The sequence below is a fragment of the Campylobacter concisus genome, assembly GCF_003048775.2.
GTDB classification, from domain to species: Bacteria; Campylobacterota; Campylobacteria; order Campylobacterales; family Campylobacteraceae; genus Campylobacter_A; species Campylobacter_A concisus_I.
Window position 1 is genome coordinate 1,452,885 of record NZ_CP049272.1, and the last position, 17,254, is coordinate 1,470,138.

Annotated in this window: 15 protein-coding genes; all 15 read right to left on the reverse strand. The window is 39.9% G+C overall.

The genetic code is table 11. The features are described 5' to 3' along the window. Window positions 1-2: 2 nt before the first annotated feature. A complete protein-coding gene (locus CVT17_RS07255; protein ID WP_107858521.1) occupies window positions 3-2,102 on the reverse strand; it encodes an STT3 domain-containing protein in 2,100 nt (699 codons plus the stop codon). Continuing rightward, window positions 2,095-3,219, reverse strand: a complete 1,125-nt coding sequence (pglJ, locus tag CVT17_RS07260; RefSeq protein ID WP_107858522.1) for an N-acetylgalactosamine-N,N'-diacetylbacillosaminyl-diphospho-undecaprenol 4-alpha-N-acetylgalactosaminyltransferase — start codon at window positions 3,217-3,219, stop codon at window positions 2,095-2,097. Before pglJ ends, CVT17_RS07255 begins: the two co-directional genes overlap by 8 nt. After that, window positions 3,216-4,259: a glycosyltransferase gene (locus CVT17_RS07265; protein ID WP_107770765.1), complete on the reverse strand. Its 1,044-nt coding sequence runs from the start codon at window positions 4,257-4,259 to the stop codon at window positions 3,216-3,218. The genes pglJ and CVT17_RS07265 overlap by 4 nt, the downstream gene beginning before the upstream one ends. Continuing rightward, on the reverse strand, window positions 4,256-5,314 hold the full coding sequence (locus tag CVT17_RS07270; protein ID WP_107770766.1) for a glycosyltransferase: 1,059 nt from the start codon (window positions 5,312-5,314) through the stop codon (window positions 4,256-4,258). The genes CVT17_RS07265 and CVT17_RS07270 overlap by 4 nt, the downstream gene beginning before the upstream one ends. Beyond that, window positions 5,311-6,243 carry a glycosyltransferase family 2 protein gene (locus CVT17_RS07275; RefSeq protein WP_107770767.1) on the reverse strand — a complete coding sequence of 311 codons (933 nt, stop codon included), beginning with the start codon at window positions 6,241-6,243 and terminating at the stop codon, window positions 5,311-5,313. The genes CVT17_RS07270 and CVT17_RS07275 overlap by 4 nt, the downstream gene beginning before the upstream one ends. Further along, entirely contained in the window at window positions 6,244-7,005 is a 762-nt protein-coding gene (locus CVT17_RS07280) for a glycosyltransferase family 25 protein (protein WP_107858523.1), read from the reverse strand. Then, window positions 7,006-8,523: an MATE family efflux transporter gene (locus CVT17_RS07285; RefSeq protein ID WP_107858524.1), complete on the reverse strand. Its 1,518-nt coding sequence runs from the start codon at window positions 8,521-8,523 to the stop codon at window positions 7,006-7,008. Continuing rightward, complete coding sequence (locus tag CVT17_RS07290; RefSeq protein WP_107858525.1) at window positions 8,523-10,649, reverse strand: STT3 domain-containing protein; 2,127 nt, start codon at window positions 10,647-10,649, stop codon at window positions 8,523-8,525. The genes CVT17_RS07285 and CVT17_RS07290 overlap by 1 nt, the downstream gene beginning before the upstream one ends. Window positions 10,650-10,657: 8 nt before the next feature. Continuing rightward, on the reverse strand, window positions 10,658-11,890 hold the full coding sequence (locus tag CVT17_RS07295) for a nucleotide sugar dehydrogenase (RefSeq protein WP_107858526.1): 1,233 nt from the start codon (window positions 11,888-11,890) through the stop codon (window positions 10,658-10,660). Then, window positions 11,887-12,327 carry an ecotin family protein gene (locus tag CVT17_RS07300; RefSeq protein ID WP_107770771.1) on the reverse strand — a complete coding sequence of 147 codons (441 nt, stop codon included), beginning with the start codon at window positions 12,325-12,327 and terminating at the stop codon, window positions 11,887-11,889. Before CVT17_RS07300 ends, CVT17_RS07295 begins: the two co-directional genes overlap by 4 nt. Next, window positions 12,324-13,646 (reverse strand): UDP-glucose dehydrogenase family protein, encoded by a 1,323-nt coding sequence (locus tag CVT17_RS07305; protein WP_107770772.1) that lies wholly within the window; start codon window positions 13,644-13,646, stop codon window positions 12,324-12,326. Before CVT17_RS07305 ends, CVT17_RS07300 begins: the two co-directional genes overlap by 4 nt. 8 nt (window positions 13,647-13,654) lie before the next feature. Beyond that, the gene (galE, locus tag CVT17_RS07310; RefSeq protein ID WP_107858527.1) at window positions 13,655-14,638 is read right to left on the reverse strand and encodes a UDP-glucose 4-epimerase GalE; all 984 of its coding nucleotides are present in this window, start codon (window positions 14,636-14,638) and stop codon (window positions 13,655-13,657) included. A gap of 80 nt (window positions 14,639-14,718) precedes the next feature. After that, the gene (locus CVT17_RS07315; protein ID WP_107858574.1) at window positions 14,719-15,567 is read right to left on the reverse strand and encodes a DNA ligase; all 849 of its coding nucleotides are present in this window, start codon (window positions 15,565-15,567) and stop codon (window positions 14,719-14,721) included. Next, window positions 15,567-16,145 (reverse strand): DNA-3-methyladenine glycosylase I, encoded by a 579-nt coding sequence (locus tag CVT17_RS07320; RefSeq protein WP_107858528.1) that lies wholly within the window; start codon window positions 16,143-16,145, stop codon window positions 15,567-15,569. The genes CVT17_RS07315 and CVT17_RS07320 overlap by 1 nt, the downstream gene beginning before the upstream one ends. Window positions 16,146-16,154: 9 nt before the next feature. Then, window positions 16,155-17,213 carry an NAD-dependent epimerase gene (locus tag CVT17_RS07325; RefSeq protein ID WP_107858529.1) on the reverse strand — a complete coding sequence of 353 codons (1,059 nt, stop codon included), beginning with the start codon at window positions 17,211-17,213 and terminating at the stop codon, window positions 16,155-16,157. Window positions 17,214-17,254 lie beyond the last annotated feature (41 nt).

The following is a 17,254-nucleotide window of genomic DNA, read 5'->3' on the forward strand; positions in this document are numbered from 1 at the left end:
CTCTACCTCTTTAGCCTATAAACTTTTGCCGCCCCATCAAGTATGACTGGCTCAAAGACCTTTGGATCGTATCTTTCAAGCACGAAAAGCTGGATGTAGGCGCTATTTAAAATGCTCTCATCAAGAATGATGAATCTACCATAATCCCTCATAAAAATGACAGAAATATTTGAGCTTTCGTTATTTTTATACTCTTTGACATTTAGCTTGCCAGCCTCGTTATAATCAGTCTCTATGAAAGATTTAAGAGGCAAGATGTTGCCATCATAGATTAAATTTGTGACATCGCTTGTGAGCGTAAAACCACCATTTAGTCTAATGCCATTTTCATTTTGAGAGATCGCTCTTGTGACGATAAAAAGGCCGTTGTTTAAATTTTTACCGCTTTTTAGATCGATCTTGCTAAATTGCAAAATGGTCGGAAAAATACCAAGCATCCTATCTGGAAGATAGTAATAAATATCCCTTGTCTTTGCTGGCAAGCTAAAATTTGCCTCTTTTATATCGCTAAAAAACTGATCGATGCTTGCATTTCTCTCTTTTAAAATTTGAGCCAAATTGCCATTAAATCGCTCTTTAAAATTTCTCTCAGTGTATTCTACATCAAGCCTTGCCATATTTGCCGAGCTCATCTCGTCGCTTCCAAGCGCAAAACTCACAGCAAAATTTTCACGTCCAAGGTGCTTTCCACCGTCAATGAGCGCCTTAACATCGCTGTAATATCTAATCGGATATCCATAGTCCCACCACGCAACCACGTAATCCTCGCGTCCTGCGATGCCTTTTAGCTTATTTAAAATTTCAACCTCTTTGTGCACAAAAACTGGCTCAGCTTTGTAACCATAGATATGAATGAGCGCTGGAGTAAGAGCAAGCACGGTTACAAAGGCTCTCGCAAGATTTAGCACCGCTCCTTTTAGCTTTAAATTTGAAAGTATAAACTCCACCAAATAGCCAAATCCAAGTGCCATGATAGGCACAGCATAAATAGTAAATCTAAGGCCGCTTTTAAAGGCTAAAAAACCAAGAGCTAGCATGCCAAGTGAAACAGCAAATGAGCGGTATTTAAAGCAAAAAAGAGCAACGCCAGCAAGCGAGATCAAAAATGTGATGACATTTGCGCTGATCCTCTCGCAAAATAGCGTAAAATCAACGATGCTTGACTCTTGGATGGTTTGATTGACATTAAAAAAGTGAAAACTCATGCCGCCAACTTCAGGTGCATCTCTAAAGACGTAAAATTTAAGCTGAAAAATAATAGGATTTAGTCCGCCACGAATGACAAAGACGATAAATATAACTGCCAAAATGCCAAGAGCAAATTTTAAATTCATCATCTCTTTTTTAAATAAGCAAAGCAGATAAATAGCTATAATAGCGATAAATTTAAGCGTTAGATCAAGATTTGAAATGGCAAGTAAAAGCAGCAAAATTTCAAGGTAAAAAAGTGGATTTTTCCTATCAAAAACGAGCGTGTAAAGTAAAAATAGCCCAGTTAAAATGCTAATAAGCGAAAATGCGCTCGCATACCACCACATATAAATAAGCACGCTTAAAGGTGCGATTATTAGGCTCTTTGCGTCCTTTTTCTCAAGTACTCTAATAAGTCCCCAGACAACAAAGACGCTAAGTGGGATGATGAGCATATCAGTGTCGTAGTAGCCTGCCATAGTGCGGTTGTAGTAGCTATTTGCGACCACTGCAAGAAGTGCGGCGATAAAGCCAGCAAATTTTAGCTTATACTCATTTGCGATTAAGATAACCGGCACAGCCACAAGCGATGAGAAAAATACGCTCATATAAATCATCACCGTCTCAAGCTTAACGCCCAGAAATTTCACGATCCAGTAAGTAAGCGTCGAGAGCGGATAGCCGTAGTAGCTAAGGTCATTTTCTTGGTGAAAGCCAGCCAGCATGTCCCTTGCGCCCTCGGCAAATGCGTAGCCGTCGTTTGTGCTGATCATTAGCTCGTTGTTCCAGAAAAAGACTGGATACTCACTCGCCCAAAAGACCCAGTAAAGCCTGCAAACCATGCCAAAGAGGACTGCGACAAATATCATCAAGTATAAAGAGTAATTTTTAAAAAATAAATTTCTATTCATTAGGATTTTCCAAAAAATTTATAAGCTTGCTCGCTATATTTTCACTATCAAAAAATTTAGCCCGATTATACGCAACCTTTTCAAAATTTTGCCTTATTTCAGGCGCATTAAGCACCTTTATCATCGCCTCTTTCATCGCATTTTCATCATCAACAGGCACCAAAATGCCAAACTCGCTCTCGCCCAAAAGCTCCTTTGCACCACTCTTATGCTCGGTCGAAATAATTGTTTTTTCGCATGCTAGTGCTTCAAGCAGGACATTTGAAAAGCCCTCAAAACGCGATGCACAAAGCAAGCAAGAGGCGTTTTTTATATGCCTAAATGGGTTTTTATCAGTGCCAAGAAGCTTTACTCGATCACTAACGCCAAATTTATCTATCAAATTTTGTAGCTCATCTTTTAAAGGCCCTTTGCCAAGGATGCCAAGCGTGGCGCGAGGGTCGTTGATAGAAGCTATTATTTTTATTAGCATGGCTTGATTTTTACCGCTATCAAGGCGGCCTATGTTTATGAAAAATGGCTTAAAGTCGCTCTCAAGTGGCTCATCTTTTAGCAAATTTATAGTTTTTAGATCAAGAGCGTTATAAAGCACCTTTGTTTTTGCCTCACTCATGCCAAAATTTCGCACCAGATCCTCTTTATTGCCAGCTGCATTTGCAAGGATTAGATCAGCCTTTTTATAAAGATGAGTGAGTAAAAATTTATTAACCCTGCCGCTTAGATCGTTTTTATATAGGATCGACGGACAGCTTCGCTCACTGATAACTAACCTAGCCTTTAGCCCTAAAATCCTAGCAACCCCAGCAATATAACAAGGGCGGTTCATCAGCACAAACTGCGTGTCGATGTTTAAGCTTTGACAAAGATTTTTATACTTAAAGGCAAGCATTGGCATCGCTAAAAAGAGCCTTGCGAGCTTCTTTAGTCCGCTCTCGTAAGGATCGCTATTTTCTATAAAGTGGATCTGCACCTCGCTTGGGATCTCGTAGGCGATGACCTTACTCATTAAGATGAGATGAACTTCATAGCGTTTAACCAAAAATGGCAGTAAATTTGCCACATTTCGCTCAGCTCCACCAGGCCCCATCGAGTATAAAAAAACGGCTAATTTTTTCACTTATCAACAACCTTTTTTATAAATTCTCGCCACTGCTTTATAATATTTTCTTTGCTAAATAAATTTGCACTTTCGCTGGCGTTTTTTGCTAGTTTTTGCCTTAAATTTTCATCTTTTAAGAGTATCTCGAGTTTATCTTTTAGATCATTTGCATCGCCAGTTTTAAAGATAAGTCCGTTAATGCCATCATTTATAAGCTCTCTTGCGCCCACGGTGTCGCTACTTAGCCTAGCGCAACCAAAAGCGCCTGATTCGATTAGCACGTTTGAAAGCCCCTCGCTTCGTGAGCTAAGAGTAAAAATTTTTGCCTCACTATAAAGTTTACTAACATCGCTCATATGGCCTAAAAATTTGACATTAAGCCCTAAATTTGACGCCATTTGCTTCAGTTCGGCTTCTTGCCTGCCACTGCCTGCGATCTTTATCTCCCAGCCATCAAGCAAGCTCTTATCCACCTTGCTAAGCGCCTCAAAATAGATATCATAGCCCTTTACCGCCTCCAGCCTTGCCACGCTTAAGATGACGTTTTGCTTCTCGCAAATTTCAGGCACGTCGATAAAAAGTGGATTATGGATGACCTCGCGGTTTTTGGCAAATTTATAGTAGTCGTAGTCATTTTTACTTAGCACGCTTAAGCCATCTACAAAGCGGTAGGCAAAATCACGCATGGCGCTTGCGATTTTGCTTTTTAAGTAGCTATGCTCGTGATGTTCGGTCGCTATTAGTTTGCTATTTAGCCCTAAATTTGCCAGCACACAAGCGACGTTTGTCCAGTCGATAAAGCTCATTATAAGATCAGCTCTTTGCTCTTTAAAAAGTGCTCTAAGGGTGAGGATTTTCTTAAATTTTAAAGCGATACCTGAACCAGTGACGTTAAGATTTATGATATTTATATTGTCACTAAATTTATAAAGCCCAAGATCCTCTTCAAGCAGGGCGATAGTGATCTCATTGTCCTTGCTAAGCTCATTTGCAAGCACGTTTAGCACACGCTCAGCTCCGCCGTTTCTAAGTGCAGCTATGACAAAAAGAATTTTCACTTCACACCTCCAAGCCTTAAAAGCTCTAGCCATTTTTTATAAATTTGCTCCACGCTAAACTCATCAAGTCTAGCCCTTGCATTTTTAGCAAATTCGCCCATTTTTGCCTCATCTTGGAGCATTTTTGCAAGCTTTTCGCTCATCTGATCAGCGTCATTTATCTCACAAAGCAAGCCATCAAAACCATCTTTTATAAGCTCTTTTGCCCCGCTAGTCCTTGTCGCAACCCGCACGCAGTCATAGTTTATCGCCTCGATCAAGGTATTTCCAAGGCCCTCGAAATTTGAGCAAGAAAGCAGCACTTTTGCTCTTTTATAAAGTGAAGCGATGTCGCTAACGTTGCCTAAGAATTCGATATCAGCGCCCAAATTTTTGGCTAAATTTTCTAAATTTGCCCTCTCTCCGCCATCTCCAGCGACAGCAAATTTATAGCCACTTTGCTTTAAGTTTGCAGCCACCCTTACAAACATTTCGCAGTTTTTTATCTTATTTAGCCTGCCAACAAAAATTACTAAATTTTCTTTAGTAAAGCTCTCGCTGCGCACCTCCTCAAAGAGTGGGTTGTAAATTTTCATCACATTTTTGCAAAATTTCGAGTAATATCCAAGATCCTCGTCGCTTAAGACGCTAAGTGCATTTGCAAATAGATAACTAAGGCGTCTTAGCACCTTAAAAATGGCTCTTTTTGGCGCAAGATAGTTTGTGTGCTCGCTTATGATTATAGGCGTTTTTAGCCCAGCCGAGCTAAAGAGTACCAAGGTATTTACGGCATCTAAAAAGGATATCACAGCGTCAAATTTGCCCTCTCTTATGAGCGTCCTTAAAGCAAGCACCTTTGAAACTCTCTTTTTTAAATTTCCAACCAAGCCAAGCTCATCAGCCCCAACGCCTAAATTTATGAGCTTCACTCCACTTGCCAGCTCGTAAAATGGCTCATCTTTGTCGAATTTAACAAGGCTCACCTCATGATCCATACTAAATCGTGATGCGATCACCGCGCAAACTCGTTCCGCACCGCCACTTCTAAGCGTTGATGTGACAAATAATATCTTCATATGCCAAACCTTTGTTTAATCTTTACTCTAAGCTTTGAAAGTGCTGGTAAAAGACCGCTTGGGAGCGGACTAAGCAGTAAGAAAATAAACGCCTCTTTGCTAAATTTAATGCTAAGACTTTTAAAGATACACCTTAGCATAAGGCCATATTCGCCTGCTATTTTGGCGTAGTAAGCGGCATTTTTATACTGCATAGCTAAAAATTTTGGCTCATTTTTTATAGCAATGTCGTAGTGTAAATTGGCTGTTTTAATGTAAGCGTTTGCCACATTTAACGCGTGCTTGCCGGCATTTAGCGTAGCACTATCGCTTCTTGCGATGCGGTAGATATAAAGTGGCTTTTTAAGATAGAAGACATTTTTTTCAAAAAAGCGGATATAAAGCTCATTTTCGCCGCCAAAACTGCTCTCATCAAACCTAAAATCATCTATAAATTCACGCGAAAAAAGTTTAAAATACTCGCCATTTATCCGTCCGCAGTGATAATCAACCTTGCTCATCGCCCCACTCTTACTATAAGGGCTTCTACCAGCTATCACCTCGGTCATCACGCCATCTTTCTCGCAGATCGCATCTGCAAAAACGCACGAATACTCGCCACTTTTTAAAATTTCATAGCACTCTTTTATAGCCTCTGGCAAAAGCTCATCGTCATCGTCAAGCAAGCAGACAAACTCGCCCGTTGCGTTGTCAAAGCCGTTATTTTTATTGCCATTTGGGCTCTTTTTGTGAGCGCTGTTTTTTACAAATTTGATCCTAGCGTCGTTAAAACTCTTACAAATTTCACTCGCACTCTCGTCATCGCCGTCATCGGTTACAACTATTTCTAAATTTTTATAGCTTTGAGCTAGAGCGCTTCTTATGGCCTTTTTTAAAAGCTCTGGACGCTTATAAGTCGCGGTTACGATGCTGATTAATGGCTCGCTCATTTAGCCCCTTTTAAAAATTCTCTCATAGCCTTGAAGCTTTTCAAGACGTGAAAAAAATATAAATTTAATTGTCTTGATATAGGCATTTAAATTTGCGCTGTATCCCCTCTCAAGGCGCTCGCCCTCGATGTTTGAGCCGCTAAGATCAGTTGGGTGCGCAAAGAGGTCGCAAAAATACATCTGCATATCATTAACGCCAAGCAAATAGTCCCAAACATCGGTCGTGCAAAGCGCACGTTTATGAATTTCAAGCAAATTTTTAGCGCTTTTTTTAGTTAGCACATAGGCCCCTGCTCTATAAATGCTTGAAAATGAGTGCTTTGAGACCTGCCAAAGTGGCCTACTTAGGCTAGTATCCACCTTTTTGCCAAAGGCGCTAAACCTGCCTTCTAGCCCATCTTGCATGCCGCATATCAGCACGCTATTTTCAGGCATCTTGCTAGCTGCCAAAAATGCCTCTTTTATAGCTTGATCACTCCCAATCACGTCATCTTCAAAGATGAGGGCAAATTTGGCTTCACTCGCCAAAAATTCCTCGTAGGCTTTCACATGCGAGAGCGAACAGCCAACCTCTGCTGGGCTTAAAACCTTGCCGTAAGCTTTAAATGACGGCGAAATGATCTTATAGTACTCCCTCGCGTTTAGCTCCCTGCCATCAACTGCGTCTATTAGCTTAAAGCTATCATAAGAGCTAAATTTTTGCTGCAAAAGCTCGCGCCTTTTGGTGTCTTTAGCCAAAGAGATCAGATAAATTTCATTCATTTAAGACCTTTTAAATTTTTTTAAAATTTTACGCCAAACTATGCCTCGCTCGTAAGCATTAAAAAATAAAAAATATCCCAAAACATAAGCTGCGCCGGCGTATATCGCAGCAAAGATAGCAAATTTTAGCCAGTTATCTAAGCTTACAAGGTCCTTGCAGGCAAACATCGCAAGCACGCAGAGCGCAAAAATGGCTAAATTTTTAAAATAAACCCCGTAAAATGTGGTGAGCTTTACCTCTAAATTTAAAGCAGCATTTATAAGGTCAAAGCCGAGAATTCTTATACTATAAAAAATGGCTGCGACGATGACGATACCATAAACGCCGTAGTCACTAAATTTAAGCAGCACGATCTGCGCTATGATCGTGCTAACGCCAAGGATAGTGTTGGCAATGGCTGGTCGGCGAAGCTTGTTTGTCGCGCTATCAAGGTTAAAAAGCGAAAAAACAAAGCTTATAAATACGATCGGCACTAGCGTGATCATCGAGATGTTGTAGATAAATTTAACCTCGTCAGCACTTTTAAAAGGTAGCCAAAGCGTGTAGAAATCCAGCCCAAAAACGACGAAAAATGCAGCCGGAGCGCTCATCACAAAGGCGATCACCTTCATTGAAAATTTAGCCTCGTTTATGAGGTCCGTGATCAAATTTTTAGAGTAAAGCTCGACAAATTTTGGTGCAAAGATACCACTAAGCTGCGCTACAAAGCTCTCAAGTATGATAGGGGCGGCCTTAGCAACTGATAGAAGACCAGTGGCGTTTGCATTTACGAAAATGTTGCAGATAAAAAGATCCATGCCTGTTAAAAGTATGCGGTTTAGCGCATTAAAGCTATTCCAAATGCCAGAGCTTAAAAGCTCTTTTATCTTAGAAAAGTCAAATTTACTAAGGCTAAATTTTAGCTCTGGCGTGATGCGAGCCGACATAAAAATGGTGCTAAAAAAGACAAAAAGGCTAGCAACTAGCGCTGAAATGGCGATGTATGAAATGAATGGCTTAAAAAAGAAAAAGAGTGCCACGATGAGGATCGCTAGGATCGCGCTTGAGATGGCATTTCTGATGGAGAGCAGATAGAGCTTATTTGTCACAAACGCACAAACCGTCAAAACGCCGTTAAATAGCCCAACGCAGAAATTTATAAAGTAAAAAACAAGGGTCATTCTGACGTCAAAAAGTAAATTTTCAGGGACGTTTAAAAAGCTTTGCAAATTTAGTATGAAAACAGAGCTAAGCACCACGACAACGGCGCAAAAGAAGATATTTACAACAAGGACTGATGAGTAGTAGGTGTTTGCAAGGCTTAGATCTTTTTTGTGCCACGCATGAGCGACAAAACGCCCACTGACTGAGTTTATCGCTACGCTCACGACTGCTGCGTAGCTAACGATGGCGTTGCTAAGGCCCACAAAGCCAAATGCCTCGTTGCCAAGGCTTTTTAAGATAAATGGCGTAAGAAAGAAATTTATACCCATAGATACTACAAAAACGACGATCGAGCTTATTAGATTGATTAGCATTAGATTTTTAACCTATAAATTTTTACGCCACCTGAGATGACAAATGGCTCAAAGTATCGCTCATCAGCTCGCTCAAATATAAAAAGCTGCACAAGAGCTGAATTTAAAGCATTTTCATCAAGCAACAATATCCGTGCATAATCTTCCAAAAAAATGACATAAATTTTGGCGTTTTCATCTATGATTTTTTCATCTATTCGCAAATCTTTTCCAGCACCTTTTACTTTATAAAATGATTTTACGGCTATTTTCTCGTCGTTATGTATGATAAATTTTTGCTCATTTGTAGGTAAAACATAACCATCTCCAAGGTCGATACCAGCTTCGCTAACGCCATTTAATGCACTAACATGATAAAAATTCTCTTTTTGCCTTTTACCAGTTGTGACGTCGATATAGCTATATCTAAAGATATTTGGCGCGATATCAATCATATTTGGCACAAGATAGTAAAAAACCTCTTTTTTTGCAGCTGGCAGAGTGAAATTTTCGCTTTTAAGCTGACTTAAAAAAGTATTTACGTCGCTTGTGTTGTAGTCTTTTAAAATTTTATCTATTGGCCTTATATTTTGCTCAAGTGAGATGTCATTATACGTAACTGCCACTCTTGCAAGTCTAGCCAAAAATGCCTCATCTTTTCTCAAAGCAAGGCTAACAAAATAATTATTTTCACCACCTTGTCTACCAGGATCGTTTAAAGTCATAACATCAGCAAAATACCTTATAGCATACCCGTAATCCCACCATGAAAATACATAATCATCGCGCTTTGTGAGCTTTTTAAGTTCATCAAGCGCCACTGCTTCATCATGGTTAATCACAGTGTTTGGCCTATATGAATAAGCAAAATCTAAATTTATAGCAAGAGCGGCTACGGCAAAAACTAAAAATGATAAATTTTTAATGAAATTTCTAAGATCAAATAAATTTAAAAAAAAATGCAAAAAATAACCAAAACCAAGCACAACAAGTGGTGTTACGTACATAACAAATCTAACTCCACCAAAGAAAGAGAGGAGTCCAAGTCCAAGCATTGGTAATGTAAGTAAGAATGGACGAAATTTCAAGCAAAGTAATAAGTATCCAATAATAGCTGCCAGCAGTATAAGAATATTTCCTGACATAAAATATATAAAATACAAAGGACTAGCACTTTTTACTTCGCTGATGAAATTATATTCATTTATAAAGTGAAATTTATCGCTAAGAATTTCATTACCTTTAAAAACATAAATACCCATTTTTGAAGTAATGAAATCAAAACCACCAAAATAGATAAAAATAGCTAGCATTAAAGTAAGAAAAATGGCTAATTTTCTAGCTGAGAGTAAATTTTTATATTTGCAAAAAAGAGAGAAAAATAAGGCAATAACTGCTAAATTAAAAATTAAAATTTTATTTGCTATTAGTGGATCTTTAGTAAAAACATTTGAGCTTACGATGCTTATAAACATAAAAAATATCGCTTGATAATTTTGCAATCTATCTCGTATAAAAACTAGCGTATATAGTAAAAACATAAAGAAAATGCTTAAAATAAGTGCATATGAGCTTTGATACCACCAAAGATAAAGCGATACAAAGACTCCAGGCAAAACGATAAATTTTTGTTCATTTGCGTTCAAAAGCCTTATCAAAAAATAGATGATAAAAAGTGCAAATGTGACATTTAACATGTCACTATCAAAATATCCAGGCGATGTCCTTGAAAGATAGCTTGGCAAGATAACACTCATAAACGCTGCCACAGCCCCAGCTTTTAGTGCTTTAAACTCATGTGATATCAAAACAACTGGAAGTGCGATAAGAGGAGCTAAAAAGACGCTCATATAAAACATCACGCTTTCGATCTTAAAAGGTAAAATTTTGCAAATATAAAAAACTATAGTTGAGATTGGGTGATTAAAGGGGCTAAAGTCATTTTGCTGATGAAAGCCAGCCAGCATATCTCTAGCACCCTCTGCGTAATAGTAGGCGTCATTTGTCGTAAGCATAAACTCGCCATTAAAGTAAAACTCTGGCATCTCCTTTGCCCACAATACCCAGAGCATCCTAGCCGCAAATCCAAACAGATAAGCAGCCAGAAATATAATTAAAATTTTACAATTTACGCTTACTTTGTGCACTAAATTCCTTACAGCCTAGCGTCAGCCTCTGGGTAGATATTTTTTATATCGTAAACTAAATGGCCTTTTAAATTTAGCTTTTTAAACTCATTGTGAGCTACGGCAATCACGATGCAGTCGTAGTCATCTAGGCTATACTCTTTCACTAAATCAAAGCCGTACTCGTGTTTTACCTCAGTGCTATCAGCCCAAGGATCGGTCACATCGACCTTGCAGCCAAAGTCTTTTAGCTCATCAACTACGTCTATAACGCGAGAATTTCTTATATCTGGGCAGTTTTCTTTAAATGTCATACCAAGAACAAGCACGCGCGCTTTGTTTATAAGCACACCTTTTCTTATCATTAGTTTTATAACCTGATCAGCTGCGTATCTGCCCATGTCGTCGTTGATACGGCGGCCTGCTAGGATCATTTCAGGATGATAACCTACTTCTTGAGCTTTGTGAGTTAGATAATATGGATCTACGCCGATGCAGTGACCACCAACTAGACCTGGGCGGAAATTTAAGAAATTCCACTTCGTACCTGCAGCCTCAAGCACGTCGATAGTGTTGATGTGAAGCTTTTCAAAGAGCATCGCAAGCTCGTTTATAAAGGCGATGTTTATATCACGCTGAGTGTTTTCGATGACCTTTGCAGCCTCGGCTACTTTGATACTTGAGGCCTTATGAGTGCCAGCTGTGATGATAGAGCGATAAATTTCATCAACCTTGTCAGCGATCTCTGGAGTTGAGCCACTTGTGATCTTTTTGATCTTTGTAACAGTGTGCTCTTTGTCGCCTGGGTTTATGCGCTCTGGAGAGTAGCCGCAGAAGAAGTCTTTGTTAAATTTAAGCCCACTCTTTTCAAGAAGTGGCACGCAAATTTCTTCTGTAACGCCTGGATAAACGGTGCTTTCATAGACAACAATGTCGCCTTTTTTAAGCACTTTTGCCACGCTCTCAGTCGCTTTTACCACTGGAGTTAGATCAGGGCGTTTGTTCTTATCTATCGGAGTTGGGACGGTCACGATAAAGAAGTTGCAACTTCTGATGTCATCTAAATTTAGGCTAAATTTCATGCCATTATCGATCGCTTTTTTCATCTGCTCATTGCTAAGCTCAAGCGTTCTATCATAGCCACTTTTAAGCTCTTCTATACGTTTTGCATTTACATCAAAGCCTACTACTTCGTACTTTTCGCTAAAAGCTGCTGCAAGTGGAAGTCCCACATATCCAAGTCCTACTACTGCTATTTTCATTTATTTTTTCCTTTCTTTTTTGCTTCTATCTTTTTTACGCGCTCATACATTCTTATTTCCGCACTTACACCTTTTGGAGTTATGATCCTAATAGGGCTAATGCCTGGTAAAATTTTAGTAAATTCATAATAAACCCGTCTCTTTTTCTTTGCGTCCTTGCAGAGCATCATCGTTTGCGCTAGCTCATCCCCGCCATTAAATTCGTAATAAATCCCGTGCGCGTCTTCTTTTTCCTCGAGTTTTCCGCCGAGTAAAAAGGCGAAGTTGCAGTCGATTTCTATCTCTTTAAAAAATGCGACTTCGTATTTAAAATAATCAGGTGGCATCTTTGAAATAGGTAGCTCAAAGATATTTTCCTCGGTTTTTGGCGCGTTTTCGCCTGCAAAAAGCGCAAACGGAAGCACGCAAGCTACGATAAAAAGTAAAAATTTTCTCATGCCTTTACTCCGATTTGAAAATACTTAAATCCATGCTCGGCTAAAATTTTAGCGTTGTATTGATTTCGTCCATCAAATATGACAGCATTTTTTAGCCTCTCTTTGATCTCCATAAAATCAGGCGATCTAAACTCACTCCACTCAGTCACAAGCACCATAGCATCGGCGTTATTAAGCGCGTCATATTTATTTTTAGCGTATTTTACATCTAAATTTGGCATATATTTTTTAGCTTCTTCGCTTGATTTTGGATCATAAGCGACCACTTTTGCGCCAGCTTCGTCTAAAAGCTTTATCAATGTTATCGAGCTAGCCTCGCGCATATCGTCTGTGTTTGGCTTAAATGCAAGCCCCCAAAGAGCGATAGTTTTGCCCTTTAGATCGCCGCCAAAGAAGTTATAAATTTTATCAAACAGTACTCTTTTTTGAGCCTTATTTCTTGACTCGACCGCGTTTAGAAGCTCTGGCTCAAAGCCATTTTGTCTAGCTGTGTAGATGAGTGCCTCGACGTCTTTTGGAAAGCAGCTGCCACCGTATCCGCAGCCTGGATAGATGAAGCTATAACCGATACGAGAGTCGCTGCCGATGCCTTTTCTTACTAAATTTACATCAGCGCCCACGCGTTCACAGATATTTGCTATCTCGTTTATGAAGCTTATTTTGGTTGCTAGCATCGAATTTGCAGCGTATTTTGTCATCTCGGCTGATTTTACGTCCATACAAATGAGTCTGTCGTGATTTTTCATAAATGGCTCGTAAAGCTCTCTCATCACGCTAAAGCCCCACTCGCTGCTAGCTCCGATAACTACGCGATCTGGCTTTAAAAAATCTTCAACCGCCGCGCCCTCTTTTAAAAACTCTGGGTTTGAGACGACTTCAAATTTAACCTTTGCATTTCTCTTTTTAAGCTCAGCCTCGATCACCTCATGCACCTTAGCTCCTGTGCCTACCGGAACGGTTGATTTATCGACTACGATTAGCGGTTTGCTTAAATTTTCTCCGATAGATTTTGCCACCGATAGGACATATTTTAAATCCGCCTGTCCATCAGCGCCCATAGGCGTACCAACTGCGATAAATAGCACATCCGCATGCTCTAGTGCTTCAGTTATTTGCGTGCTAAATTTAAGCGAGCCATTTTTATAGCACTCACTCACGATATCAGCAAGCCCTGGCTCATATATCGGTACGACGCCGTTTTTTAGTGCCTCGATCTTTTTTTCATCGACATCGACGCAGATCACGCTGTTGCCCATTTTAGCAAAGCATGCACCGCTTACTAGTCCAACGTATCCGGTTCCGATTACTGCTATTTTCATGTTTGTCCTTAAATTCTCTTTTCCCACTCAAGGGCGGTTTTTATAATGAGCGTTAGATCGTCTCTTTTTGGCTTCCAGCTTGTTAGAGAGCGCAGTTTGCTCGCATTTGAGATAAGGATAGCTGGGTCGCCGTCCCTTCTTGGCGCATTTAGCACCTTAAAATTTACCCCACTCACCTCTTTTGCGGTCTCGATAACCTCTTTTACGCTAAATCCTCTGCCGTATCCCACGTTAAAAGTTTCGCTACCATTTTGACTGATGTAGTCAAGCGCGCTTATGTGAGCATCTGCTAGGTCGCTAACGTGAATATAGTCTCTTACGCATGTACCATCTTTTGTCGCATAATTATCGCCAAAGATGCCCATATTCTCACGCTTGCCAAGTATAGTTTGCACAGCTACCTTGATAAGGTGCGTGGCATTTGGATAATTTTGACCGATCAGCCCCTCTTCGTCTGCACCTGCCACGTTGAAGTAGCGAAGTATTGCAAATTTAAAATTTTCATTTGAAGCGGCGTAGTCTTTAATGATCTGCTCACTCATAAGTTTACTTCTGCCGTATGGATTTATCGGATTTGTAGGCGTTGTTTCGCTCACTTCCGCCACGTCTGGCTCGCCATAAACTGCGGCAGTTGAGCTAAATATAAATTTATTTACATTGTAAGTTTTTGCGTATCTTAGCACCCTCGCAACGTTTGCGGTGTTGTTTAGATAGTATTTTAGTGGCTCGCTCATACTCTCAAAAACCTCGATAAACGCCGCAAAATGGATGATTGCATCAAATTTACCATTTTCAAAAATTTCACTTAGATCATCTTCTAAATTTGCATTTATAAATTTGAATTTTCCGATTTTTTGGAGCGCCTCAAGTGCTTTTTGTGAGCCCTTGCAGAGATTATCGATGATGGTTATCTCATCATTGCCTTGCTTTAAAAGTGCTTTTACTACGTGGCTGCCGATGTATCCAGCACCACCTGTTATTAAAATCTTCAAGTTTAAGCCTTTCGTAAAAAGTGGTTAATTTTATCAAAAATAGAGTAAAGCAAAAGTAAAGCAAGGCTTTTGAATAAATTTTAATCTTCTCTAACCCTTAAAAATATTGGAAATCTTGGCTTGCCATTAGCAGTTAAATTTTGAAATTTATATGTGATGATAGAGCCTATTTTTGGGGGATTTTGGCGCTTTTCATCGCTTAGTCCTGATCCTATTTTAAAGATAGTGCCAGATTTTGGCTCGCCAGCTTTTTCTTCGTCATCTTTACCACCAAGTGCTTTGCAGGTAAGCGAGCCAGCAAATTTTGCGTATTTGCCGCTGCCTTTGTTTATAGCGGTCACTTCACACTCGGCGTCTTTAAATTTCTTAAATTTAAGCGCATTTTTACTTCGTTTTCGCTCGTACGGCGCATTTGGCTCACGCACGACTGCTCCCTCTCCGCCCTTTACAATAATGTCCTCTGTAAATTTTAAAAACTGGGCGTTATCACGCATTTTTATCTGTTTTATGATGATTAAATTTTGATTTGGCTTATTTTTTAAAAATTTAGCCAAAACTTCAATACGGTCAAGCAAGTCACCATTTGCCTCAGGCACATCAAAAATATGAAATTTAAGCCTGTTCCACGCCTTTTCGTCTGGCAGCTTATCCATCACGCTTGCTTGAATTTCTTCAAATTTAAGCTCCTTTGCGTAAAGCTCGCCATCGAGTGCAAATTTTGGGAAATTTTTAGTAAAACTTAGCGGTGCATTCAGCTTTTTGCCCTGCCTTGAGAGTAAATTCTCTCCGTCCCAGTAGGCACGCACACCATCAAGCTTTTCGCTAGCTAGCCAGCCTGAGACGTTTTGCTCTTTATACTCGCTAAGGCGCAGCAAGTCAAGAGAAAATGCAAAATTTAAAAGGAGTAGAACCGCAAAAATTATTCTGATCAGGCTTTTGCCTTGCAAAAACAATAGTCCAGATGATCGTCTACAACGCCCACACTTTGCAAAAAGGCATAGGTGCTAACAGAGCCTAGAAATTTAAGCCCTCGCTTTTTTAGCTCCTTTGCCACAAAGTCAGACATCAGCGTAGTAGCTGGCACTTGTTTGATATCTTGATAGTGATTTATGATCTTTTTGCCGTCAAATTTCGGGTCAAATTTTTTAAGTAAATGCCCCCACAGATAGTCATAAAAGCTGCCAAATTCTTTGGTTACGGATAAAAATGCAATGGCGTTTGCAGAAAGCGATTTTAGTTTTAATCTGTTTCGAATCAACCTCTCATTTTGCATAAATTTCGCTATTTCGTCCTCGCCATAAAGCTTGATCTTCTCTGGATCAAAGCCATCAAACGCCTCTCTCATGGCCTCTCTTTTTTGAAGCACTCCATGCCATGAAAGTCCCGCCTGAAAGCCCTCCAGAACTATCATTTCGAAAAATTTTCTATCATCTTTTACGACTTTACCCCATTCGTTATCGTGGTAAGCGATATCAAGCTCGCCTTTTGCCCATTCACATCGCCTCATCTGTGTCCCTTAAATCTCAACTCCGTAAAACTCGCAGTACCACTCGACAAATTTAGCCACGCCGTCATTTACTTTTGTATTTGGCTTGTAGTCAAAGTCAGCCACCAGATCGCTCACATCTGCAAATGTCGCTGGTACGTCGCCTGCTTGAAGTGGGAGGAAATTTTTCTTGATCTCGCGGCCGATCTTTATCTCAACCGCCTTGATGTAGTCCATGAGCTCGACTGGGCTATTATTGCCGATATTATAGACCTTAAACGGCGCTTTTGAAGTGGCAGGATCTGGATGCTTTGCATCCCAGTTTAGATTAGGTTTTGCTGGGTTGTCGATACACTTAATGATACCCTTTACAATGTCATCCACGTAGGTAAAGTCACGCTTCATCTTGCCGTAGTTGAAAACATCGATAGTTTTATCTTTAAGTGCAGCATCAACAAATAAAAATAGTGCCATATCAGGGCGTCCCCATGGTCCATACACCGTAAAAAAGCGAAGTCCAGTCGTTGGCACGCCAAAAAGATGACTATAAGTGTGCGCCATCATCTCGTTGCTCTTTTTAGTCGCTGCGTAGAGGCTTATAGGGTGATTTACCGCCTCGTGCGTAGAAAATGGCATGTTCTCATTTAAGCCGTAAACCGAGCTTGAGCTTGCATAGACTAAATTTTTTATCTCATTGTGGCGGCAGCATTCTAAGATATTCATAAAGCCTGTGATGTTGCTGTCTATATAGGCTTTTGGGTTTATGAGAGAGTAGCGAACACCTGCCTGCGCAGCTAAATTTACCACTACGTCAAATTTCTCGCTCGCAAAAAGCTCTTTCATCGTCTTTTCGTCGGCCAGATCGGCTTTTATAAATTTTAAATTTGGATGCGTTTTTGAGGTGATTAGCTTGCCATACTCTATCTCGCTCGTCTCAAAACCAGCTGTTTTTAGGCGTGCAAGCTTTAAATTTACATCATAGTAGTCATTTATAACGTCATATCCGACAACCTCATCGCCGCGTGCTACAAGGGCATTTGCAAGGTGAAATCCTATAAATCCAGCTGTTCCAGTTACTAAAATTTTCATATTTTTCCTTTCATTTTTGGCTTATTTTAGTGCAAAAATGT

Coding starts and splice junctions, on each gene's coding strand:
- CVT17_RS07255 (WP_107858521.1), bottom strand. CDS start 2,102: ATGAATAGAAATTTATTTTTTAAAAATTACTCTTTATACTTGATGATA.
- CVT17_RS07270 (WP_107770766.1), bottom strand. CDS start 5,314: ATGAAGATATTATTTGTCACATCAACGCTTAGAAGTGGCGGTGCGGAA.
- CVT17_RS07275 (WP_107770767.1), bottom strand. CDS start 6,243: ATGAGCGAGCCATTAATCAGCATCGTAACCGCGACTTATAAGCGTCCA.
- CVT17_RS07280 (WP_107858523.1), bottom strand. CDS start 7,005: ATGAATGAAATTTATCTGATCTCTTTGGCTAAAGACACCAAAAGGCGC.
- CVT17_RS07285 (WP_107858524.1), bottom strand. CDS start 8,523: ATGCTAATCAATCTAATAAGCTCGATCGTCGTTTTTGTAGTATCTATG.
- CVT17_RS07295 (WP_107858526.1), bottom strand. CDS start 11,890: ATGAAAATAGCAGTAGTAGGACTTGGATATGTGGGACTTCCACTTGCA.
- CVT17_RS07300 (WP_107770771.1), bottom strand. CDS start 12,327: ATGAGAAAATTTTTACTTTTTATCGTAGCTTGCGTGCTTCCGTTTGCG.
- CVT17_RS07305 (WP_107770772.1), bottom strand. CDS start 13,646: ATGAAAATAGCAGTAATCGGAACCGGATACGTTGGACTAGTAAGCGGT.
- CVT17_RS07320 (WP_107858528.1), bottom strand. CDS start 16,145: ATGAGGCGATGTGAATGGGCAAAAGGCGAGCTTGATATCGCTTACCAC.
- CVT17_RS07325 (WP_107858529.1), bottom strand. CDS start 17,213: ATGAAAATTTTAGTAACTGGAACAGCTGGATTTATAGGATTTCACCTT.